Origin of the sequence: Mycobacterium malmoense (assembly GCF_019645855.1) — a bacterium.
In the GTDB taxonomy this organism is placed as follows: domain Bacteria; phylum Actinomycetota; class Actinomycetes; order Mycobacteriales; family Mycobacteriaceae; genus Mycobacterium; species Mycobacterium malmoense.
In genome coordinates this window covers 1283029-1304864 of record NZ_CP080999.1, presented here as the reverse complement: position 1 = coordinate 1304864, position 21836 = coordinate 1283029, and the positions used below count along the sequence as shown (strand labels likewise).

General features: G+C 70.2%; 19 protein-coding genes. 9 read left to right on the top strand and 10 right to left on the bottom strand.

Annotated features, from left to right (window positions below; genetic code table 11):
* Window positions 1-23: 23 nt before the first annotated feature.
* Complete coding sequence (locus K3U93_RS06160) at window positions 24-2159, bottom strand: ATP-dependent DNA helicase UvrD2 (RefSeq protein ID WP_230981591.1); 2136 nt, start codon at window positions 2157-2159, stop codon at window positions 24-26.
* Window positions 2160-2289: 130 nt separating this feature from the next.
* Between K3U93_RS06160 and mrx1 the strand changes: the two genes are divergently transcribed.
* Window positions 2290-2544: a mycoredoxin Mrx1 gene (gene mrx1, locus K3U93_RS06155; RefSeq protein WP_071512477.1), complete on the top strand. Its 255-nt coding sequence runs from the start codon at window positions 2290-2292 to the stop codon at window positions 2542-2544.
* Between the two features lie 26 nt (window positions 2545-2570).
* Here the strand turns inward: mrx1 and nudC are convergent, their stop codons facing one another.
* The 4 genes from nudC to K3U93_RS06135 all read right to left on the bottom strand — a co-directional run bounded on the left by nudC (window position 2571) and on the right by K3U93_RS06135 (window position 11079).
* Complete coding sequence (gene nudC, locus K3U93_RS06150) at window positions 2571-3503, bottom strand: NAD(+) diphosphatase (RefSeq protein WP_071512476.1); 933 nt, start codon at window positions 3501-3503, stop codon at window positions 2571-2573.
* A 3-nt stretch (window positions 3504-3506) separates the two neighbouring features.
* The gene (locus K3U93_RS06145) at window positions 3507-4577 is read right to left on the bottom strand and encodes a potassium channel family protein (protein ID WP_071512475.1); all 1071 of its coding nucleotides are present in this window, start codon (window positions 4575-4577) and stop codon (window positions 3507-3509) included.
* Window positions 4578-4672: 95 nt separating this feature from the next.
* The gene (locus K3U93_RS06140) at window positions 4673-7978 is read right to left on the bottom strand and encodes an ATP-dependent helicase (protein ID WP_420915406.1); all 3306 of its coding nucleotides are present in this window, start codon (window positions 7976-7978) and stop codon (window positions 4673-4675) included.
* Window positions 7945-11079, bottom strand: coding sequence for an ATP-dependent DNA helicase (locus tag K3U93_RS06135; protein WP_083010262.1), 3135 nt, complete (start codon window positions 11077-11079; stop codon window positions 7945-7947). The genes K3U93_RS06140 and K3U93_RS06135 overlap by 34 nt, the downstream gene beginning before the upstream one ends.
* Before the next feature lie 112 nt (window positions 11080-11191).
* Here K3U93_RS06135 and K3U93_RS06130 point away from each other — a divergent pair, with 112 nt between their 5' ends.
* The 5 genes from K3U93_RS06130 to K3U93_RS06110 all read left to right on the top strand — a co-directional run bounded on the left by K3U93_RS06130 (window position 11192) and on the right by K3U93_RS06110 (window position 13824).
* Window positions 11192-11407, top strand: coding sequence for an Rv3202a family protein (locus K3U93_RS06130; RefSeq protein ID WP_083010261.1), 216 nt, complete (start codon window positions 11192-11194; stop codon window positions 11405-11407).
* A gap of 189 nt (window positions 11408-11596) precedes the next feature.
* Complete coding sequence (locus K3U93_RS06125; protein ID WP_071512472.1) at window positions 11597-11986, top strand: hypothetical protein; 390 nt, start codon at window positions 11597-11599, stop codon at window positions 11984-11986.
* Window positions 11987-11994: 8 nt separating this feature from the next.
* Window positions 11995-12324, top strand: a complete 330-nt coding sequence (locus K3U93_RS06120; protein WP_139796880.1) for a DUF5615 family PIN-like protein — start codon at window positions 11995-11997, stop codon at window positions 12322-12324.
* Between the two features lie 403 nt (window positions 12325-12727).
* On the top strand, window positions 12728-13513 hold the full coding sequence (locus K3U93_RS06115) for an alpha/beta fold hydrolase (protein ID WP_083010259.1): 786 nt from the start codon (window positions 12728-12730) through the stop codon (window positions 13511-13513).
* 2 nt (window positions 13514-13515) lie between these two features.
* Window positions 13516-13824, top strand: a complete 309-nt coding sequence (locus K3U93_RS06110) for an MGMT family protein (protein WP_083010258.1) — start codon at window positions 13516-13518, stop codon at window positions 13822-13824.
* On the opposite strand, the gene K3U93_RS06105 is transcribed toward K3U93_RS06110, so the two are convergent.
* The 3 genes from K3U93_RS06105 to K3U93_RS06095 all read right to left on the bottom strand — a co-directional run bounded on the left by K3U93_RS06105 (window position 13821) and on the right by K3U93_RS06095 (window position 17267).
* Window positions 13821-14675, bottom strand: coding sequence for a TIGR02569 family protein (locus K3U93_RS06105; RefSeq protein WP_083010257.1), 855 nt, complete (start codon window positions 14673-14675; stop codon window positions 13821-13823). The genes K3U93_RS06110 and K3U93_RS06105 overlap by 4 nt on opposite strands.
* A gap of 93 nt (window positions 14676-14768) precedes the next feature.
* Window positions 14769-15956, bottom strand: coding sequence for an adenylyltransferase/sulfurtransferase MoeZ (gene moeZ / locus K3U93_RS06100; protein ID WP_083010256.1), 1188 nt, complete (start codon window positions 15954-15956; stop codon window positions 14769-14771).
* Window positions 15957-16232: 276 nt separating this feature from the next.
* Window positions 16233-17267 carry a DUF3152 domain-containing protein gene (locus K3U93_RS06095; RefSeq protein ID WP_230981590.1) on the bottom strand — a complete coding sequence of 345 codons (1035 nt, stop codon included), beginning with the start codon at window positions 17265-17267 and terminating at the stop codon, window positions 16233-16235.
* A 209-nt stretch (window positions 17268-17476) separates the two neighbouring features.
* Between K3U93_RS06095 and fasR the strand changes: the two genes are divergently transcribed.
* Complete coding sequence (gene fasR, locus K3U93_RS06090) at window positions 17477-18163, top strand: HTH-type transcriptional activator FasR (RefSeq protein ID WP_071512465.1); 687 nt, start codon at window positions 17477-17479, stop codon at window positions 18161-18163.
* Here the strand turns inward: fasR and K3U93_RS06085 are convergent.
* Complete coding sequence (locus K3U93_RS06085; protein ID WP_071512464.1) at window positions 18160-18423, bottom strand: DUF3107 domain-containing protein; 264 nt, start codon at window positions 18421-18423, stop codon at window positions 18160-18162. The genes fasR and K3U93_RS06085 overlap by 4 nt on opposite strands.
* Before the next feature lie 362 nt (window positions 18424-18785).
* Here K3U93_RS06085 and K3U93_RS06080 point away from each other — a divergent pair, with 362 nt between their 5' ends.
* Window positions 18786-19340 (top strand): MmpS family transport accessory protein, encoded by a 555-nt coding sequence (locus tag K3U93_RS06080; RefSeq protein WP_420915405.1) that lies wholly within the window; start codon window positions 18786-18788, stop codon window positions 19338-19340.
* A gap of 12 nt (window positions 19341-19352) precedes the next feature.
* Here K3U93_RS06080 and K3U93_RS06075 read toward each other — a convergent pair whose 3' ends face one another.
* A complete protein-coding gene (locus tag K3U93_RS06075; protein ID WP_071512463.1) occupies window positions 19353-20060 on the bottom strand; it encodes a ferritin-like fold-containing protein in 708 nt (235 codons plus the stop codon).
* Between the two features lie 269 nt (window positions 20061-20329).
* Between K3U93_RS06075 and K3U93_RS06070 the strand changes: the two genes are divergently transcribed.
* Window positions 20330-21826, top strand: a complete 1497-nt coding sequence (locus K3U93_RS06070) for a DEAD/DEAH box helicase (protein ID WP_083010254.1) — start codon at window positions 20330-20332, stop codon at window positions 21824-21826.
* Window positions 21827-21836 lie beyond the last annotated feature (10 nt).

Genomic DNA, 21836 nt, shown 5'->3' with positions numbered 1-21836 from the left:
AACCGATTTTCTGATCTGCGTGTTTACCCCTGGTGGGCTTGCCTGACCAACTCCAGCACGTCCGGTCCGTACTGTTCCAGCTTGCGTGCGCCGATACCCGGGATCGCGATCAGGGCCGTCTCGTCGTCGGGAAGCAGCTCGGCGATCGCGGTCAGCGTGTTGTCGGTGAAGACGACATACGCGGGCACGTTCTGTTGCTTGGCGACGTCCAGCCGCCACGCCTTGAGCCGCAGCAACAACTCCTCGTCGATGTCGGCGGCACACGTCTCACACCGCCGCAGCATGATGGCCGCCGGGGTGGTCAGGGCGTTGTTGCAGATCCGGCACCGGGTTGCGGTGCCGCGGTGGCGCCGGGGTTTGCTCGGCGCCGGATCGGAACGGGTCTGTGGCGCGATCCCGTTGAGGAACCGCGACGGCTTGCGGCTCTGCCGTCCACCCGGGCTCCGCGCCAATGCCCAGCTGAGCGCCAAATGGACTCGGGCCCTGGTGATTCCGACGTAGAGCAGTCGACGCTCCTCCTCGACGGCCTCGCTCTCGGCGCCGTGCGCCAACGCGTGCGAGATGGGCAGCGTGCCGTCGGCCAACCCGACCAGGAACACCGCGTCCCACTCCAGGCCCTTGGCCGTGTGCAGCGAAGCCAGCGTGACGCCCTGTACCACCGGTGGGTGCCGCGCGTCGGCGCGCATCCGGAGCTCGGCCAGCAGCCCCGAAAGCTCGAGCTGGGGGCGCTGCGCCACTTCGTCGTCGACCAGCTCGGCCAGCGCGGTCAGCGCCTCCCAGCGGTCCCGGGCCCGGGAGCCGGTCGGTTGCTCGGCCGTCAGCCCCAGCGGTTCCAGGACCGCCCGCACCACGTCGGGCAATGGCCCTTGTGGGCCTTGTGGGCCTTCGGGGCCCCGCTCGGCCGCGCGTCGCAGCGCCAAGAGCGCCTGCTTGATCTCCTGACGGTGGAAAAACCCCTCGCCACCGCGGATCTGATAGGTGATGCCGGCCTCGGTCAGCGCTTCCTCGTAGACCTCGGACTGCGCATTGATCCGGTAGAGGACGGCGATCTCGGCCGGCGGGGTGCCGGATTCGATCAGTCGGGCGATCGACGCGGCCACCGCGGCGGCTTCGGCGGCCTCGTCGGGATACTCGCGAAACGACGGCTCCGGACCCGGCGCGCGCTGGCCGGACAGCTGCAGCTTGCTGCCCGCCACCCGGCCCCGGGCGGCGGCGATCACCCGATTGGCCAGCGACACCACCTGCGGAGTGGAGCGGTAGTCGCGTTCCAGGCGCACCACCGTGGCGTCGGGAAATCGCCGCGAAAAGTCGAGCAGGAAGCGCGGCGAGGCCCCGGTGAACGAGTAGATGGTCTGGTTGGCGTCGCCGACGACGGTCAGGTCGTCGCGGTCGCCCAGCCAGGCCGCGAGCACGCGCTGCTGCAGCGGGGTGACGTCCTGGTACTCGTCGACGACGAAGCAGCGGTAGCGGTCGCGGAATTCCTCGGCCACGGCGGCGTCGTTCTCGATCGCCGCCGCGGTGTGCAGCAGCAGGTCGTCGAAGTCGAGCAACGTCACCGATTCGTCGCGGACCTTGACGGCCTCGTAGGCGGAGTAGACGGCCGCGATCTGCGCGGCGTCCATCGGAATGTCTCGGCCGGCGGCGGCCACGGTGGACGCGTACTCCTCGGGGCCGATCAGCGACGCCTTGGCCCACTCGATCTCGCCGGCCAGGTCGCGCACGTCGTCGGTGCTGGTATTGAGCCGGCAACGGCCGGCGGCCCGGGCCACGACGGCGAACTTGCTGTCGAGCAGCTGCCAGCCGGTGTCACCGACCACCCGCGGCCAGAAATAGCGCAGCTGGCGGTGCGCGGCGGCGTGAAAGGTCAGGGCCTGCACCGCGCCGACGCCGGTGTGCGCGGCGGCGCCGAGCGTCCGCAACCTGGAGCGCATCTCCCCCGCCGCGCGCTGGGTGAACGTCACCGCAAGCACCTGTCCGGCGGCGACATGACCGCTCGCGACGAGCTGGGCGATCCGGTGCGTGATGGTGCGAGTCTTGCCCGTTCCGGCGCCCGCGAGCACACAAACCGGACCGCGGGGGGCCAGCACGGCTTCGCGCTGCTCGTCGTCCAGCTCGGCGATCAATGGGTCGGGAACGATCGGCGCGGGGACCGACGGCATGGCATTCATCTTGGCTTCCATAGTGCTTGGCTTCCATAATGCTTGGCTTCCATAGTGGCAGGAGCGGCCGACAACCCTCGAACCCCGGTGTCCGTGGAATGCGCCGGTGCCGGGCTATGTTGGACGGGCTATGGCCAACGCTCCGCTCACCGTTTACACGACGTCATGGTGTGGTTTCTGCCGTCGGCTCCTGACGGTGCTCAAGTCCGATGGAATCCCCTTCGACGAGGTCGACATCGAGCGGAACCCGGCGGCGGCGGAGTTCGTCGGCTCGGTGAACGGCGGCAACAGGACGGTCCCGACGGTGAAGTTTGCCGACGGTTCCACGCTGACCAACCCGAGCGCGGCCCAAGTCAAGGCAAGGCTGGCCGAAGCCGGCGGCTAAGGGCGGCCAGCACCCGGCGTGGCGACTCACTCGATGGCGGCCCAGGATTCGATGATCACGCGCGCGATCGAAATCGACCCGGGCAGTAGCAGTTTCGACTCCGTGAACTCCGAGGCACTGCTCCAATCGCCGGCTTCCAGCGCCGCGCGCACCTCGGCGCGGGTGAACCATTTCGCCTCGGCGATCTCGCCGTCGTTAAACGAGAAGTCCTCGGACGGGTCGCCCAGGGCGTGAAAGCCGACCATCAGCGAGCGCGGGAACGGCCACGGCTGACTGCCCAGGTACCGCACGTCGCGCACGGTCAGTCCGATTTCCTCGCGGATCTCGCGGGCGACACAGACCTCGAAAGACTCACCGGCCTCGACGAATCCGGCAAGCAGCGAGAACATCCGCTCCGGCCACGCGGCCTGGCGAGCCAGCACCGCACGGTCACCGCCGTCGTGGACCAGGCAGATCACCGCCGGATCGATGCGCGGGAACTCCTCATGACCGGTGACCGGGTTGACCCGCGACCAGCCCGCCCTGGCCGGCCTTGTCGGCGAGCCATCCACCGCGCTGAATCGCGCGCTGTCATGCCAATTCAGCAGCGCGACGGCCGAGGACACCAGCTGGCCGCTGGTGTCGTCGAGGATCGGGCCAAGGCCGCGGAGGTTCACCACCTCGGCGTGCACGTCGGGATCCTCGGGCGCTTGCAGCGCGCCCCGGACGGCCCAGACATGGCGGCCGCCCTCGACGCGGCCCAGGAACACCGCGTCCGGTGGCGGCTTGTCGGCCAGCGCGGCCGCGGCGCCGAGCACCACCCGGCCGTCGGCGACCAGCACCTGGTTGCGCGAATCCACCCGCAGCAGGGCCGCTTCCGCCCATCCCGCGGTAGCCGCCTCGACGTCGGTGCGTAGCTGGTCGGCCCGGTCGGCGCCGACGCGCGAGAGCAAGGGAACGCTGCGCAGCCGAAAGTCCACGGGTTAATGCCCCGCGTTTCGGATGTAGAGCAGCCGGTCGCTGGCCTCGATGGCGTCCACCTCGGGCGCGCCGATGCGCAGCAGGTGGCCGTCGCGCACCACGCCGAGCACGATGTCGCGCAGATGCCGCGGGGACCCCCCGACCTCGGTCTGCTCGACCTGCCGTTCGGCGATGGCCAGCCCGGCGTCCGGAGTCAGCAGATCCTCGATCATCTCCACGACGCTCGGCGTGGTGGTGGCAAGGCCGAGCAGCCGACCGGCGGTTTCGGAGGAAACCACCACCGAGTCGGCGCCCGACTGCTGCAACAGGTGCTGGTTCTCGGCCTCCCGGATCGACGCCACGATCTTGGCCTTGGGCGCGATCTCTCGCGCCGTCAACGTCACCAGCACGGCGGTGTCGTCGCGGCTGGTGGCCACGACGATCGACGCCGCGTGTTGCGCCCCGGCCAGCCGCAGCACATCGGATCTGGTGGCGTCGCCGTGCACGGTGACCAGCCCGGCCGTCGCGGCGTGTTCGAGGGCGCTCTGGTCGGTGTCGACGACGACGACCTCGCCCTGGGCGGCCTCATCACCGAGGATCGCGGCGACCGCCGTTTTGCCCTTGGTGCCGTAACCGATCACGATGGTGTGGTTGCGCACTTTGCTCCTCCAACGCTGGATCTTCCACGCCTGCCGGGACCGCTCCGAGAGGACCTCGAGCGTCGTGCCGACCAACACGGCCAGGAACGCGATGCGCAGCGGCGTGTAGATCACGGTGTGGACCAGACGCGCCGTTTCGGTGTAGGGGGTGATGTCGCCGTAACCGGTCGTCGACAGCGACACCGCGGAGAAGTACAGGCAGTCCAGGAATGTCGGCGGCTGGCCCCGCACGTCGCGATATCCGTGGCGGTCCAGGTAGACGATGACGGCGGCACCGAACAACACCACCAGTGCGATGGCCACCCGGCGCGTGATCACGCGGATGGGGCTGGCGTGATCTTCGGGGATACGCAGAACACCGACCAGCTGATGACCAGGTTGGGCGGTTAGCGTCTCGTCCAGACCGCTCAGCTTGCGCGACCTACCGTTGCCCACGGCGGTCCGTCATCGGCTTCACCCCGGCGCACGAGACAGGCACGACTCACAATGTAACCGCGGTGGCGGGTCGCCCAATACTCGGGCAGCGCACGTCACACCTCCGCGGGGCCGCGGCCGGCAGGGTCCGCCGACAACCCGGCCAGCTCGGCGGGGTCGGGCAGTTCGGCGGGGGCGACCGTGGCGCCGGTGCGCACGTAATAGAAGGCGGTGCGCACCGACGATTCCGGGATCCCGGACAACGCGGCCCAGGCCAGGCGGTAGACGGCGAGCTGGACGGCGGCCTGCCGCATGGCTTCCGCCCCGTGCGGCGGCTCACCGGTCTTCCAGTCGACGACGGTGACGCCGCCATCGGGGTCGGCGAAGACCGCGTCAATGCGGCCGCGCACCACGGTGTCGCCGATCGGCATCTCGAAGGGCACCTCGACGGCGACGGGAGTGCGGGTCGCCCACCGCGATTGGAGGAATGCCGCCTGCAACGCCGCCAATTCCCGGGTATCGCCGACGTCCGAGTCCGCCGCGCCGGGCAAGTCGCCGAGGTCGAACAGTTTTTCGGCGCCGTAGAATTGCTGAACCCAGGCGTGAAAAGCGTTGCCCAGCAACGCATGAGGGTCCGGACGCGTCGGCAGCCGATACATCAGCCGCTGCGCCGCGCCCGCCGGGTCGCGCGCCAGGTCCACCAGGCCGCTGACCGAGAGCTGGCTGGGCAGGGTGCGGACGGCCGAAGACTCCGACCGCGCCCGCTCGGCCAGTAACGCATCGACGTCGGCGGCCCAACCGTCGACGTCGGCGTTTGCCTTGTCATCGGCCGACATGGCCTTGGCCACCAGCGCCGCCCCGCGTTCGACGTCCGCGCGGCGCGCGGCCAACGGGTCGGCGGGCCAGATCGCTTCGACAACGTTGTCGCGCAAGGGATTTTGGTCACCGCCGGCGGGTTCGGGTGCCCATTGTTCCACCACCCCGCACGGATCGCCGGCCTCGGCCGAACGGTCGATGACGGCCTTGAGTTCGCACAGGAACTCCGACGGGCCCCGCGGTTTGATCCCGGTGGACCCCCAGTGATGGCCGGACACCAGCAGGGTGTCCTCGGCCCGGGTGACGGCCACGTACAGCAATCGGCGTTCCTCGTCGACGCGCCGCTGCTCGAGCTGGCGGCGATGCTCGGAGATCTTGTCCGACAGCTGTTTTCGGTTGGTGACATCGGAGGTGTCCAGCACGGGGATGCCGAGCGAGCCCGCCGAGGCGCGGTCGCCGCGCAACAGCGGCGGCAGCTCGGCGGCGTCGGTGAGCCAGGTGCTCCTGGACGCGGTCGAGGGAAAGATTCCGCCCGACAGGTGCGCCACGGCGACCACTTGCCACTCCAAACCCTTCGCGGAGTGCACCGTCAAAACCTGGACGCGATCCGGCGCGGCCGCCGACGGGGCGGGCGGCAAACCGTTTTCGACCGCCTCGGCCGCGTCCAGATACGCCAGCAGGCCGGATACCGACGGCGGGGTAGCCGAGGCCGACGTAGCGCACCCCCGTCCGGCGTAACCGGCGACGACGTCGGCGAACGCGTCGAGGTTCTCGGCGCCGGCCCAGGGCTGCCCGGCGGCAGCGGCGGCCCGGGCTTCGCAGTCGACGCCCAGCACGCGGCGCACCTCGGCGACCAGGTCGGGCAGGGAATGGCCGAGGTGGCCGCGCAGGGCGCTCAGTTCGGCGGCCAGCGCGGTGATGCGCTGATATCCCGCGGCCGAAAACGAGCGGGCCGGGCCGGGATCGCTGATCGCGTCGGCCAGACACGCGGTATCAGCGTCCGGTCCGGCCGCCATCGCGATCGCCTCGGGCGAAGGCGACTCACCCGGGTGCGGCCCGCCGCCAAGGGCCAGCGCGCGCTGCCACAGCGCGGCGACGTCCCGGCCGCCGAGGCGGCATCGTGGGCCGGTCAGCACCCGCATCGCCGCCGCGCCGGCCGTCGGGTCGGCGACCAGCCGCAGCATGGCCACGAGGTCGGCGACCTCGGGGACGGACAGCAGCCCGGCCAGCCCCACCACCTCGACCGGGATTCCGCGCGCGCGAAGGGCGTCGGCGATGGGGGCGGCGTCGGCGTTGCGGCGCACCAGCACCGCGGCGGTCGGCGGGCTGACGCCGCCGGTTCGGGCCCGCCGATACCGCTCGTCGAGGTGGTCGGCGATCCACTCGCGTTCGGCCCGCACATCGGCGAGCAACGCGCAGCGGACGGTGCCGGGCGGGGCGTCCGGGCGCGAGCGCAACGCGTGCACCGCGACCGACCGCCGCCGCGCCTCGGCGGATATGGCGTTGGCCACCTGCAGGGCGCGCGGCGGGTTGCGCCAGCTGGTCCGCAGCTCCAGGACCGGCGCGGGGGTGCCGTCGGAGCGGGGGAAGTCGGTGGTGAACCGCGGCAGGTTGGTCGCCGAGGCGCCGCGCCAGCCATAGATCGACTGGATCGGGTCGCCGACGGCGGTCAGCGCCAACCCGTCGTTACGGCCACCCCCGAACAGCGCCGACAACGCGATGCGCTGGGCGTGCCCGGTGTCCTGGTACTCGTCGAGCAGCACGACCCGGTAGCGGCTCCGCAGGTCCTCGCCGACCTGCGGGAAGGCGACCGCCAGCCGTGCGGCGGACGCCATCTGCGCTCCGAAGTCCATCGCCTTGGTGGCCCGCATGCGCTCATGCAGCGCGTCGAGCAACGGCACCAGCTCGGCGCGTTCGGTCTGGGTGGCCAGCAGCCGCAGCAGCCACTGACTGGGTCCGCGGTCGCGCTGGTAGGGGCCCGCCGGCAGGGCGTGGATCAGCCGTTCCAGCTCGACGTGGGTATCGCGCAGCTGGCGGGTGTCCACCAGGTGCTCGGCCAGCTGGCCCCACAGCCGCAGCACCATCGAGGTGACCGCGGCCGGGGTCTTGTCGGTGCACAGCTCCCCGCGGTACCCGTTGACCACGTCGAAGGCCAGCTGCCACAGCTCGGTCTCGCCGAGCAGCCGGGTGTCGGGCTCGACGGGCAGCAGCAGGCCATAGTCGCGCAGTAGCGACCCGGCGAAGGCGTGGTAGGTGCTGACCACCGGGGCGCCCACCGATTCGACGGCCGCGGGGCCGATGCCGGACAGCCGGGCCAGCCGGGACCGGACCCGGCGCAGCAGCTGGCCGGCGGCCTTGCGGGTGAACGTCAACCCCAGCACCTGGCCGGGTTCGGCGTAGCCGTTGGCGACGAGCCACACCACCCGCGCGGCCATCGTCTCGGTCTTGCCGGCGCCGGCCCCCGCGATGACGACCAGCGGGCCCGGCGGCGCGGCAATGACGGCGGCCTGCTCCGCGGTGGGCGGGAAAAGCCCTAGCGCGCAAGCCAATTCGTCCGGGCTGTAGCGCGGGTTCACAGCGGTGCCCCCTCGGCGTGCGCCGGGCAGCACGGCCGTATCGGGCAGTGCGCGCAACCGTCGTTGCGCCGGGCGATGAACCGCGGCCCGGCCGTCGCGTCGGCGGCCAGCCGGACGAGGTTGCGCCATTCGTCGCGGGCGGCCTCTGTCAGCGGATCCTGCTCGCGCACGGTGGCGCCCGCGGCCCCCGTCCTGCCCAAATAGACCAGCCGCGCGCCGCCGGGCTCGGTATCGGGGGCGCCGCCGGGAACCATGCCTTCGGCCACGGCGAGCTGGTACATCGCCAGCTGGGCGTGTTGTTGGGCGTCGTCCTTGCTGACCGGCGTCTTGCCGGTCTTGACGTCGACGATCACCAGCCGGCCGGCTGCGTCGCGTTCCAGCCGGTCGACCCGGCCGCGCAGCCGGATTCCGCCGCCGTCACCGCGCGGCGTCTCCAGGGTTCCGTCGACGTCGACCTCGACGCCGACCTCGGTGAGTTCGCCCCGGGTCTGCGCTCGCCACTCGACAAACGCCTCGATCATGGCGCGGTGCCGGGCCAGCTCATTGGCCGAGTGCCAGTCGGCATCGAAGGGCAGGTGCTTCCAGGCCCGGTCCAGCTCGGCCAACAATTCCGATTCGCTTTTGCCCGGTTGGGCGATCAGCGCGTGCAGCAGCGAGCCGATGGCCGGCCGCAGATCGCGGGCGTTGGTGCCGCCGTGCCGTTCGGCCAGCCAGCGCAGCGGGCAATCGTTGAGGGTCTGCAGGGTCGAGGGCGTCAACGTGACGGGATCGTCGCCGCCCCGCAGCGGTTCGCTCGTGCTGACCGGGATCAGGCCGTGCCAGCCGGCCGGGTCGGCGCCCGGCACACCGGCCTTGGCCAGCCGGGCCAATTGCGTTGCCGCGCAGCGGCGGGCGGCGTCGTCGATGGCGCCGTCGGGCGCGCACACGACCCCGCGCAGCCGGCCCACCAGCGCCGCCGCGGACAACACCCGCGGCGCCGAGACCGGTTGCTCCGCAACGGGTTCGCCGTTGTCGGTGGCCCACTGCGCGACCTCGGAGAAGAACGCCGACGGCAGCGCCGCCTCCCCGCCGGCCCCGCCCGTGTCGCTATCCACGGCCGTCACCAACAGCCGGCACCGGGCCCGGCCCATCGCCGCGATCAGCAGCCTGCGCTCCTCGGCCAGCAGCGGCGCCCGCACCGAGGCCTCCTCGGTGACACCGTCCAACACGTCGAGCAACCGCTGGGTGCCCAGCACGCCGCCGCGCGGAATCATGTTGGGCCACAATCCATCCTGCAAGCCGGCGATGACCACCAGATCCCATTCATGCCCCAGCGCCGCGTGCGCGCTGAGCACCCTGACCTGCTCGAGCTCGAACACCGGCTCGGGGTTGGCGCCCGGCAGCTGCAACGCCGAGACGTGCTCGACGAGTCCGCTCAATGACGCGCCGGCCGTGCGGGACACGTACTGGTCGGTGATGTCGAACAGCGCCGTCACCGCCGCCAGGTTCCTGGTGGCCTGGGCGCCGACCGGGCCGCCGCGCTCGCTGGCGGACAGCCAGCGACGCTGCAGACCGCAGCGATGCCACGCCGCCCACAGCGTGTAGCGGGGGTCTTGGCCCTCGCGGTGGCAGCGCGCGGCCGCGTCCAGCACCGCGCGCACCCGCCGCAGCGGGCGAGACTGCGCCCCGGGCAACGGCGCGTCGGCGTGCAGTGCCTCGACCAGAAGGCCTCCGAGGTCGCCCGGCGGACGATCCGGGTAGGCGCGCTGCAGCGTTCGGCGCAGCCGCCGAAGCGTCACCGGGTCGACGCGACCGATGGGCCCGGTCAGCAAGGCCAGCGCCCGTTCGCCGTCCAGTCCGTTCGCGGTGGCCGCCAGAACGGTGAGCAGCGCCCGCGCCGCGGGCTCCTCGGACAACGCTCCGCTCGCCGCGGGTGCCGCGACCGGGACCCCGGCGGCGGCCAAAGCGCGCGGCAACCGCGCCCCGGCCCGCGGCACGGATCGGACGATGACCGCCATCTGCGACCAGGGAACCCCGTCGATCAGGTGCGCGCGCCGCAGCGCGTCGGCGATCATCGCCGCCTCGGCGTGCGCCGAGGCGGCCGCGCGCACGGTGACCGACCCGTCCTCGGCCCCGGTGCCCTCGATGTGCCTGCCGGCGCTGCCGCCGGGCAGCCGGCGCGCGACGCCGCTGACGGCGCGCGCCACGGCCGGCGCGCAGCGATGCGACACCGTCAGCGTCACCGCCGGCGAATCGTCGGCCAACAACCCGGAGGCCTCGCCGCCCCGGAACCCGAACACCGCCTGGTTGGGGTCACCGGCGACCAGGGTCAAGTCGGTGCCCGCGGCCAACGCCCGGACCAGGCGCGCCGCCTGCGGGTCTAGTTGCTGGGCGTCGTCGATCAGCAGGACGCGGACCCGGGCGCGTTCGGCCGCCAGCAATTCGGGATCGACCGCGAGAGCCTCCAGCGCGGCGCCCACAAGTTCGGCGGCGCCCAGCGCCGGCGTCGTCGCCTGCGGCGCCGCCATCCCGACCGCCGCCCGCAGCAACATCACCTGCTCGTACTGTCGCGCGAATTGACCGGCCGCGGCCCATTCCGGGCGCCGGCACCGACGGCCCAGCCGCTCCAGCTCCTGCGGGTCCACGCCGCGTTCGGCGCAACGCGCCAACAGGTTTCGCAGCTCGGTGGCGAAGCCGGCGGTGCTCAGGGCGGGCCGCAGGTGGGCCGGCCATGCCGCCGCTCCGTCTTCGAGGTCGCCGGCCAGCAACTCCCGGATGATGGCGTCCTGCTCGGCGCTGGTGACCAGCCGCGGCGGCGCATCGCCGGCACGCTCGGCGGCCTGCCGCAACACCGCGTATGCGTAGCCGTGCACGGTGCGCACCAACGGCTCGCGAACGGCCGCCCGGCGGGTATCGGTGGAGGCGGACTGCAGCAACGCCGTCGTCAACGCGCTGCGCGCCCGCATCCCCATCCGACCGGAACCGGTAAGCAGCAGAACCGATTCCGGATCGGCACCGGCGCCGATCCGAGCGACCGCGGCGTCGACCAGCAGGCTGCTCTTGCCGGTGCCGGGCCCGCCGAGCACACGCACCAGGCCGCGTGCGCCGGGCGCCAGGACGGCACGGGCCTCGTCGTCCCAGGTGTATGACATGGCTGCATGCAATCACGGGGGTCTGACAAGCCGGTCCGCCCGCCGGATACTGGAGCCGGATACTGGACTCAGAAAGCCCCAACACCCGCTAGCCAAGGAGGAATCGGAGATCGTGAACGACGTCGAGGGCTCGTACTCTCTTGGTCCAGATGACGGAGTGCCCGAAGCGGATGCGGCGGAACAACACCAGGCCGTCGACTTCGACGACGAGGCCGGCTTGGACACCACGTACTTAAATACCGGCGCCACGGATCGCGATGCTAACGAAGCCGACGTGATCGAGCAGGCTTTCATCGTCCCCGACGACGATTGGGACGACGATCAGTAAGCCGGGCACCCGGCAACGCCCGTAGCGGCGACCGGCACCACCGGCCGAAAGCATCGACTCGTCGCCAATTCCCTTGCGCGACAGACTATCTGGTGAAAATTCCGAGCTTCCAGCAAAAGGTGCCGCCTGGCGAACACCGCACCGACAGCGCCTGCCTAACAAGCGTTGACAATGTACTACAGTGTAAGCATGTCGGTGAATGTGTCGGTTCGTCTCGATGACCGCCTTGCTGAGCGGCTGCGTCTTCGGGCGCGTGCGGCTGGCGAGACGCTGTCCGACCGGTTGCGTCGCTACGCCGAGGAGGGTGCGCGCCGCGACGAGCATCCGTTAATCACGTTTCGTGATGGGCCGACCGGTCGGCGTGCCGGGGTGATCGGCGGGCCGGATGTGTGGGAAATCGTGATGTGGATCCACGATCTGGGGCCAGTCGATGACCCGGCTACGGATCTGGTTTCGGATCGGGCCATCACGCGCGCGCAGGTCGATGCGGCGCTGGCTTACGGCGCCGCGTATCCGGAGGAGATTCAGGCGCGGATCGATCTGCACCGTGAAGAGACGACCGCAGCCAGTTCGCGGTGAAGGTGTTGTTGGACGAGATGTACCCGACCAGGCTAGCGGCCACGTTGTGTGCAGAGGGGATCGAGGCGACGACCGTGGCCGAGCTTGGCTTGGCCGGCAGCGCAGACCCGGATGTGTTCGCTGCGGCGGTCGCCAGAGGCTATGCGGTGTTGACCGAGAATGTCGGCGATTTCACCCGCCTGGCCGCCGAACACAGTATCGCCGGCGGTCATCATCACGGACTGCTGATCACGCTGTCGTCGCGGTTTTCTCGCCAGCCAGCGGGTTCCGCAGCGCTGGTCGCGGTGACCGAAGCCGCCCAACAGTCGCTTGACGACCGCGTCGTCTACTTGAAGTAACCAACCTCATGAGGAATGCCAACACCAGCACTGTGCTATCGGCCGCGGCCAGACGCCTTACCGGGCGTTTACGTGGTTTCCCGCACCAGATGACGTATCGGCGGGCGTCGGCGCCCCTGTCGTGATCAGTGAGGCGGCGGTGACAGGGCTACTGGCAATTCGGCCTGAACTGCGGGTCGATGGGCATCGGCCACCGCCAGCGGCGCTGGCTGGGCGCCTTTCGTCCCTGTGGCTAACGGAGTTACCTTGGTCTCGCCGGCGCGTTGATTCAGAATCGGGTGGCCTAAGTTCTATCGAACGGCGCCTGGTGGCCGCGCGCCGCATGCTGGCGGCTGGCCGGTGACGTGCTTAGCGAAGCCGGGCACCCGGCAACGCCCGTAGCGGCGACTGGCACCATCGACGGGTGACCGCCGACCTGTACGTGCACCGCTACGGTCCGGCCGGTCCGGTCCGGATGCTCGCCGTCCATGGGCTGACCGGTTACGGGGGGCGCTGGCGACACCTGGGCGGCTACCTGCCCGAAATCGCCATCGCCGCACCCGATCTGCTGGGCCACGGCCGGTCGTCGTGGGCGGCGCCGTGGACCATCGACGCCAACGTCTCGGCGCTGGCCGCGCTGCTCGACGACGAGGCCGACGCGCCGGTGCTGGTGGTCGGGCACTCGTTCGGCGGCGCGCTGGCGATGCACCTGGCCGCGGCCCGCCAGGACCGGGTGGCCGCGCTGCTGCTGCTCGACCCGGCGGTCGGGTTGGACGGTAGGTGGACGCGCGACATCGCCCAGGCGATGTTTTCCTCCCCCGACTACCCGAACGCCGAGGAGGCCCGCGCGGAAAAGGCGACCGGCTCCTGGGCGGACGTGGACCCCGCGGTCCTCGGCGCCGAGATCGACGAGCACCTGATCGAGCTGCCGAACGGGCGGTACGGCTGGCGCGTCAGCATGCCGGCGATGATGTCGTACTGGAGCGAGTTGGCCCGCGAGATCGTGCTCCCGCCGGCCGGAACGGCGACGACCCTGGTGCGGGCCAAGCGGACCTCGCCGCCTTATGTCGGCGACCGACTGATCGCCGGACTCCGGGATCGCCTGGGACCCGATTTCGAGCTGCTGGATTTCGACTGCAACCACATGGTGCCGCACGCCAGGCCCGCCGAGGTCGCGGCGCTGATCCGCAACCTGTTGGGAGCCCCCTGACCGTGGCGGCGGTGACCGACGAGCAGGTCGAGCGGGTGCGTGCGCTGGTGGCGGCGATCCCGCCCGGCCGGGTCTGCACCTACGGCGACATCGCGGCCGTCGCGGGGCTTTCCAGTCCGCGCATCGTCGGATGGATCATGCGGACCGACTCCTCGGACCTGCCCTGGCACCGCGTGATCACCGCGTCCGGGCGCCCGGCGCGGCATTTGACCACCCGGCAGCTGGAGTTGCTGCGCGCCGAAGGCGTCCTCGCCGTCGACGGCAGGGTGGCGCTGAACGACGTGCGCCACGAGTTCCCGTCCGGCATTTAGAGCACCAGCCGGACCAGGGCCGCGGTGCGGGCCAGACCCGGGAACGCCTCGGCCGTCGACCGCGGGTGCAGCGCGTGGACCGCCAGGCGAAACATCAACGCCCGCAACAACATCTGCGGCCACTCCGGCAGCGCGTTCCAGCGTTCGATGAGCCCGTCGTCGGCCTCGCCCCAGGACAGCGCGTCAACGACGACCACGCCCGCGGCCCACGAGGCGGGCCGCCAGTAGGGTGTGATGTCGGTGATCCCCGGCGCCGCGGTGCCGATGAAAAGCACTGTCCCGTAAAGATCCCCGTGCACCAGCTGGTTGGGGCTCTTGGTCGGCTTGCGCAGGGTGGCGAGCTGGTTGATCAGCTCCACCGATCGCTGGGCGTCCGCCGTCGGCGGTGCCGTCCGCGCGCCGGGCGGCACCGAGGCCAGCGGCCGCTCCTCCCACGCGGCGCGGTCGGCGGCGATGAAGACGTCGACTTCGCCCCAGGGCGCGGTCGGTCCCTGGGTCAGGAATCGTGGGCGTTCCAGTTTGCCGGTCGCCTCGTGCAGCCGCACCGCCGCCGAGACGACCTCGTCATGCCTGGGCTCCGGCGTGCCGGCGACGAAGGTGTCCGCCCGCCACCCCGACACCACGTATCGCCCGTCGGTCGAGCGAACCGGCCGGGCCAACCGAATGCCGTCCACGAACAACGTTTCCCGCACCCGGGCCGACCAAGCCGCGCGGGCGTGGTCGGCCACGATCGACAGCACGACCTCGCCGCATCGCCAGCCGCCTTCCCAGTTGGAGCCCAGGGGGACGGGTTTCACACCGGCCAAACCGAACGCCGCGAGCACGTGCTCCGGCGGTGGTTCGACAGTCACACGGGTAGCCTAGACGAGCCCACCAGCGGCGACCGCAAGCGCGGCGAAGCCGGGCGCGGCGGGTCACCGCCAAACAAACACCGCCGTATCGGGTCAGTACATCACCATGTCGGGCTGCATCTGTTTGGCCCACGCGACGATGCCGCCCTGCAAATGGACCGCGTCGGAAAATCCGGCCTTCTTCACCGCGGCCAGCGCCTCGGCCGAGCGCACGCCCGTCTTGCAATACAGCACCGGCATGCGGTCCTGCGGCAGCTTTGCCAGACCCTCGCCCGAGTTGATCGACGACTGCGGGATCAGCTGGGCCCCGTCGATGTGCACGATGTCCCATTCCACGGGCTCACGCACGTCGATCAGGACCAGCTTCCTGCCGGAGTCCAACAATTCGCGCAACTCGCGGGGGGTGATGGTGGAATCGGCGGCGGCAGCAGCGCCTTCCAAGGACACCACGCCGCAGAATTCGTCGTAGTCGACTAGTTCGGTGATCGTCGGCGTGGACGGATCCTTGCGGATCTTGATCGTGCGGTAGGTCATCTCCAGCGCGTCGTAGATCATCAACCGGCCGAGCAGCGGTTCGCCGATGCCGGTGATCAGTTTGATCGCCTCGGTGCCCATCACCGACGCGATGGAGGCGCAGATGATGCCCAACACGCCGCCCTCGGCGCACGAGGGCACCATGCCGGCCGGGGGCGGCTCCGGGTAGAGGTCCCGGTAGTTGAGGCCCCGCCCGTCGGGGGCGTCCTCCCAGAACACCGAGACCTGGCCCTCGAACCGGTAGATCGACCCCCACACGTACGGCTTGCCGGCCAACACCGCGGCGTCGTTGACCAGATACCGGGTGGCGAAGTTGTCGGTGCCGTCCACGATCAGGTCGTACTGCCTGAACAGGTCGACGGCGTTGCCGCGGTCCAGCCGGAACTCGTGCAGTCGCACGTCGACCAGCGGGTTGATCGCGGCGATGGAGTCGCGCGCCGACCGCGCCTTGGAGCGTCCGACGTCGGCGATGCCGTGGATGATCTGGCGCTGCAGGTTCGATTCGTCGACGACGTCGAAGTCGACGATGCCGATGGTGCCGACGCCGGCCGCGGCCAGATACAGCAACGCGGGCGCACCGAGCCCACCGGCGCCGATCACCAGCACCCGCGCGTTCTTGAGCCGCTTCTGGCCGTCGACACCCAGGTCGGGAATGATCAGGTGGCGGCTGTAGCGGGCCACCTCGTCGCGGCTCAGCTGGGGTGCGGGCTCGACCAGCGGCGGCAGTGATGCCTGGGGTGTCGACACCGAACATCTCCTCGGTTGGCTTCGCGATCAAGTTCTCGTCCCAACAACCATCACAGCAGCTGTCCGAAACGACGGCAATGAGATCAACACCCGGACCGCCGGTGTTACTTCCCGGGATGACGTCGTCGAGCGTCACGCTGGCGTGGCACTCGGCGCCGAATGCCGCGCTGGCGTGACGCTCGAAGCGGCCCGAAGGCGCTCGAAGCGGCCCGAAGCCGCCCGAAGCCGGCCCGAAGCGGCGCCCGGGACGCTCGGCGGAGCCAGACCGGGCCGCCGCTAGGCGATCGGATACGGCCAGGGGTTGAACCGGCAGGTCTTCCCGTCGGCCTTGACGAAATCGGGGTCGAACTTGGCGGCGTCGTCATTCGAGGTGGAGAAGGTCTGCTGCATCATCACCGGCGCCAGACCGCCTTGCTGCTCGCAGGGCTCGTGACGCACGTACCCGATGGCATGGCCGACCTCGTGGTTGATCACATACTGCCGATAGGAACCGACGTCGCCTTCGAAAGGCACGGCGCCGCGCACCCAGCGCGCCTCGTTGATGAAGACCCGCGCCTGCCGGTCGGCCCCGTACACCGGGTTGTAGCAGGATGTCTCCAGCCGGAATTCGTAGCCGCACCCCTCGCGCACCGTCACCGGGGACACCAGCGTGATCCGGAAATCGGGCTTGCCCCCGCTGTTCCCGTCGACCCGGACGAACGCGAATTGCGGGTTGTGCGTCCAGCCCTTGGGATTGGCCAGCGTCTGGTCGACCATCTGGGCAAACGCGTCGTCGCCGCCGAACATCGTCGGGTCGATGCCGTTCTCGACCTCGACGGTGTACCGGAACACCTTGGCCGTGCCCTGACCGACCTGCGGCATCGTGCCCGGGACGATGTGCCAGGTCTTGTCGCCCGCCTCGGTGAAGGGGCCGCCGTCCGGCAGCGTGCCGGCCGGCAGATTGGCGTCGAAGGCGGCGAGCCCCCGAGGCGGCGCGTCGATGATCGCGGTGCCCACCGCGCCGATGTCCGGCGAGCCCTGGACGGCCTGGCTCGCCGTCGGTTTCGGCGCGGCGGTGCCGGTCACCGTCTGATAGATGACCAACGCGGTCAACACCGCCAGCAGGGGCAGCGCGTACGCGCGCCAGCCATAGGTGGAGACGAACCGTCCCAGCCACGTTTGCTTGCGCCACCGACGCTGTCGGTCACGGTCGGCCCGGGTCCGGCCGGCATCCCGGCCGATCGGGTCGCGCAGCGCGCGAAGCGGTTCCCGCCACTCGTCGCGCAGCATGGGCACTCGACCGGTGCCGTGCACAGGTCGCTCGGACGTCATTTCCCCAGGATGGCACAGCCGGCACCCACCGAAGCTCAAGGCCGCCCGTGGCGCGCCCGAATGCACCGCCCGACACCGTCTCTGCCAGCGGCAACGACGATGATGTCGGTCACAAAGCCGGCACGGGTAGTAATGTCTGTGCGACGAGCCGCGCGCGACTGGCCCCGGGGTGTCCGACGGCCAGTTGCCAACGATCAGATGAGGACTCGATGAGCGATCTCGCCAAGGCAGACGCCCGGCACGCCGTCAAACCGGCTGACCGCGGTCGGCCGAAAGGCGGCGTGGCGCCCGCCAACCGCCGGGGCAACCGGTTGCCCCGGGACGAGCGTCGTGGCCAATTGCTGATTGTCGCCAGCGACGTCTTCGTCGACCACGGCTACCACGCGACCGGAATGGACGAGATCGCCGAACGGGCGGGGGTCAGTAAACCCGTTCTGTATCAACACTTTGCGAGCAAGCTGGAGCTGTATTTGGCGGTGCTTGCGCGGCACGTCGACAACCTGGTGTCGGGCGTGCGGCAGGCGTTGCGCACGACCACCGACAACCGGCGGCGGTTGCACGCGGCCGTTCAGGCGTTCTTCGACTTCATCGAGCACGACAGCCAGGGGTACCGGCTGATTTTCGAGAACGACTACGTCACCGAGCCCGAGGTCGCCGCGCAGGTCCGGGTGGCCACCGAGTCGTGCACCGACGCCGTGTTCGCCCTGATCAGCGCCGATTCCGGGCTCGACCCCCACCGCGCCCGGATGATCGCGGTGGGCCTGGTCGGCATCAGCGTCGACTGCGCCAGGTACTGGCTGGACGCCAACCGCCCGATTTCCAAGTCGGACGCCGTCGACGGCACCGTTCAGTTCGCCTGGGGCGGGCTGTCACACGTGCCGCTTGCCCGCTCCTAGCGGCTTTTCCCCGCGGCCCTGGTGGCCGATTCCGCCCCGATTCCGAAGCCGACCCGACGGGCGTCGGCCACACCGATTTCCACATAGGCGATCTTGGTGGAATGGATCAGGTAGCGACGGCCCCGCTCGTCGCTCAGGCCGAGCAGGCCCGAGCCGTCGCGCAGCGCGGCCGTAACGAGTTCCTCGACTTCAGCGGGTGTCTGCGCACTGGAGAAGACCAGCTCGCGCGGACTGTCCGTGATACCGATTTTGACCTCCACGGTGGCCCCTTCCGTTGGTTTTGAAGGCATTGAAGTCGTCAGACGTGTCAGCAGCAGGCTAGTGGACGCGGCGGGCCCGCATCCCCGACAGCCCCCCACCGCGGGTTCGCGGTAAGCGAAACGCCGGTTGCGAGCAGATAACGATTAGCTTCCAGCTGGTCTCATACCCGCGTTCGATGCCCAACCCGTGGTTTCGCATGGCTAACTTCGGCACCATGGGTACCACACTGCCCCATCTTGACGAGGTTCGGGACTACCCGGACGACGACACCTGCGAGATTTACGAACCCGACTCCTACCCCGACGGCGACTACAGCTGGACCGGCTGGCCGGCCGAGTTTCGCTGGCGCCCGGTCACGGCGATTCTTGGCGCCGTCGTCGCCATCGGCGCGATCGCGACCGCCGTCATCATCAACAGCGGCGACAGCGCCTCGACCAAGGCCACCGTCGCGCCGGCCCCCCGAACGCTGACCTCGGCGCCCCCGGCACCCAAGACGACGTCACCGCCCAGCACCGTTCGGGCGCCTCAATTACCGCCGGAGACCTTCACCACGGTGCCGCCGCCCAGCGCACTGCCCACCACGCGGCCGGCGCTAACGCCCACGGCCGCGCCGCCGCCGACGGGCCCGCCATCGGCCGCGCTGAATCCACGCACCGTCATCTACACCGTGACCGGGACCAAACAGCTCCTGGACCTGGTGAACGTGGTCTACACCGATGCCCGCGGCTACCCGCAGACCGAGTTCAACGTGTCGCTGCCATGGTCGAAGATGATCGTGCTGAACCCCGGCGTGCAGACCGAGTCGGTCGTCGCGACCAGCTTCTATGGCCGGCTCAATTGCTCGATCGTCAATGCCGCCGGTCAAACGGTGCTGACGTCGGCCAGCAACGGGATCGTGGCGACCTGCACGCGCTAAGGGGATAGAGACTTAGCTCAGGCCGAGTTCGCGCATCCGCCGGTCGTGCGTCTGCTGCAGACGGTCGAAGAACGCGCCAAGCTGGCCCAGGCCACCGGGACCGGATACCACCAGGTCGACCAGCTCATCGTGGTCGGCCAGCAGATACTGGGCCTGGGTGATCGCTTCGCCGAACAGACGACGAGACCACAGCACCAGCCGGCTGCGCTGTTTGCCGCTGGCGGTCACGGCGGCGCGCACTTCGCCGATGACGAACTGCGAGTGCCCGGTCTCGGCCAGCGCCGCCCGCACGACGTCGGCGACCTCGTCGGGCAGCCCGTCGGCGATCTCCAGGTAGAGGTCGGCGGCCAGGGCATCGCCGACATAGGTCTTCACCAAAGCTTCCAGCCAGGTGCTCGGCATGGTCAGCCGGTGGTAGTTCTCCAGCGCCGAGACGTATTTCGACATCGCCGCCACCACGTCGACACCGCGGCTTTCCAGGGCGTCGCGCAGCAGCTCGTAGTGCTGCATCTCGGCGGCGGCCATGCTCGCCATCGAGATCCGTCCCCGCAGGTCGGGGGCCATGCGCGCCTCGTCGGTGAGCCGGTAGAACGCGGCTATCTCGCCGTAGGCCAGCACCGCGAACAGTTCGTTGACGCCCGGATGATCCGCCGGCAGCCGTGACGTGGGCGACTGGTCCACTTGATCGGCCGAGGAGGGCGCCGGGGAGGGCGAGGTCATGGCAACACTCTAGTCGGCGAAGTTAGAGGAAAATGGGCACCAGCTGTCGACCGGCTATCATGCAAGTAGGTAATGGCTGTATTTCTTCCTACCGCCACTACCGGCGAAATGTGCGTGCACAGCTGGCCCACCTGGCCTGAGCCCGCCCGGGCTGAGCAGGGGCCGCGCCTCGGCGACGTATTCGGAGTCGGAACTTGTGCGCGCGTGACCGCGACAGAGAAACACCGACACAACACCGATACCGTCACCGAGAGGCCCGTTATCCACATATGACCGCATTGACAAGCACAACTGAACTGACCCCTGAAACAACATTTGCCACGCTTGGCGTTCGCGACGAAATTGTCCGCGCACTGGCCGAAGAAGGCGTCGAGCATCCTTTTGCCATCCAGGAACTGACCCTGCCGCTGGCCCTGGCCGGTGACGACGTGATCGGCCAGGCCCGCACCGGCATGGGCAAAACCTTCGCGTTCGGCGTGCCGCTCCTGCAGCGCATCACGACCGGCGCCATGCCGCTCACCGGCACACCCCGCGCGCTGGTCGTGGTGCCCACCCGGGAGCTGTGCCTGCAGGTCACCGATGACCTGGCCACCGCCGCCAAGTACCTGACCGCCCAAAAAGACGGAGCCGCCGGTGAACGGGCACTGTCGGTGGTGCCCATCTACGGGGGACGCCCCTACGAACCGCAGATCGAGGCGCTGCGCGCCGGCGCCGACGTCGTGGTCGGCACCCCCGGCCGGCTGCTCGACCTCGCCCAGCAGGGGCACCTGCAACTCGGCGGGCTGTCGATGCTGGTGCTCGACGAGGCCGACGAGATGCTCGACCTCGGCTTTTTGCCCGACATCGAGCGCATCCTGCGGCAGATCCCCGCCGACCGGCAATCGATGCTGTTCTCGGCGACCATGCCGGGCCCAATCATCACGCTGGCCCGCACGTTCATGGACCAGCCCACCCATATCCGGGCGGAGGCGCCGCACTCCTTGGCGGTGCACGACACCACCGAGCAGTTCGTCTACCGCGCCCACGCGCTGGACAAGGTGGAGCTGGTCAGCCGGGTGCTGCAGGCCCGCGAGCGCGGCGCGACAATGGTCTTCACCCGCACCAAGCGCACCGCGCAGAAGGTCGCCGACGAACTGGCCGAGCGCGGTTTCGCGGTGGGCGCCGTACACGGTGACCTTGGTCAGATCGCCCGCGAGAAGGCGCTCAAGGCTTTTCGCGGCGGCAATATCGACGTGCTGGTCGCCACCGACGTGGCAGCCCGCGGCATCGACATCGACGACGTCACCCACGTCATCAACTACCAGTGCCCCGAGGACGAGAAGATGTACGTCCACCGCATCGGGCGCACCGGCCGCGCCGGCCGCACCGGGGTCGCGGTCACCCTGGTCGACTGGGACGACCTGCCCCGCTGGACGATGATCGACAAGGCGCTGGGCCTGGACTCCCCCGATCCGACCGAGACCTACTCCAACTCGCCGCACCTGTACACCGAGTTGGGCATCCCCGCCGAAGCGGACGGCACGGTCGGCGCGCCGCGCAAGTCGCCGGTCAAGCGCCGCGACACCGAGCGTGACGAGCAGTCGCGCACCCGCAACGGCTCCCGGCGTCGCCGCACCCGCGGTGGCCAGCCCGTGACCGGACACCCCACCGGCGGTGAGGCGGCCGCGAGCACGCCATCCGCCTCCGGTAATCCCGAAACCAGCCGGCGCCGCCGACGGCGCCGCAAGCCTGCTCAAGCCCCCGCAGCCGCCGCGCACGCCAACTGAGTTTCGCGCT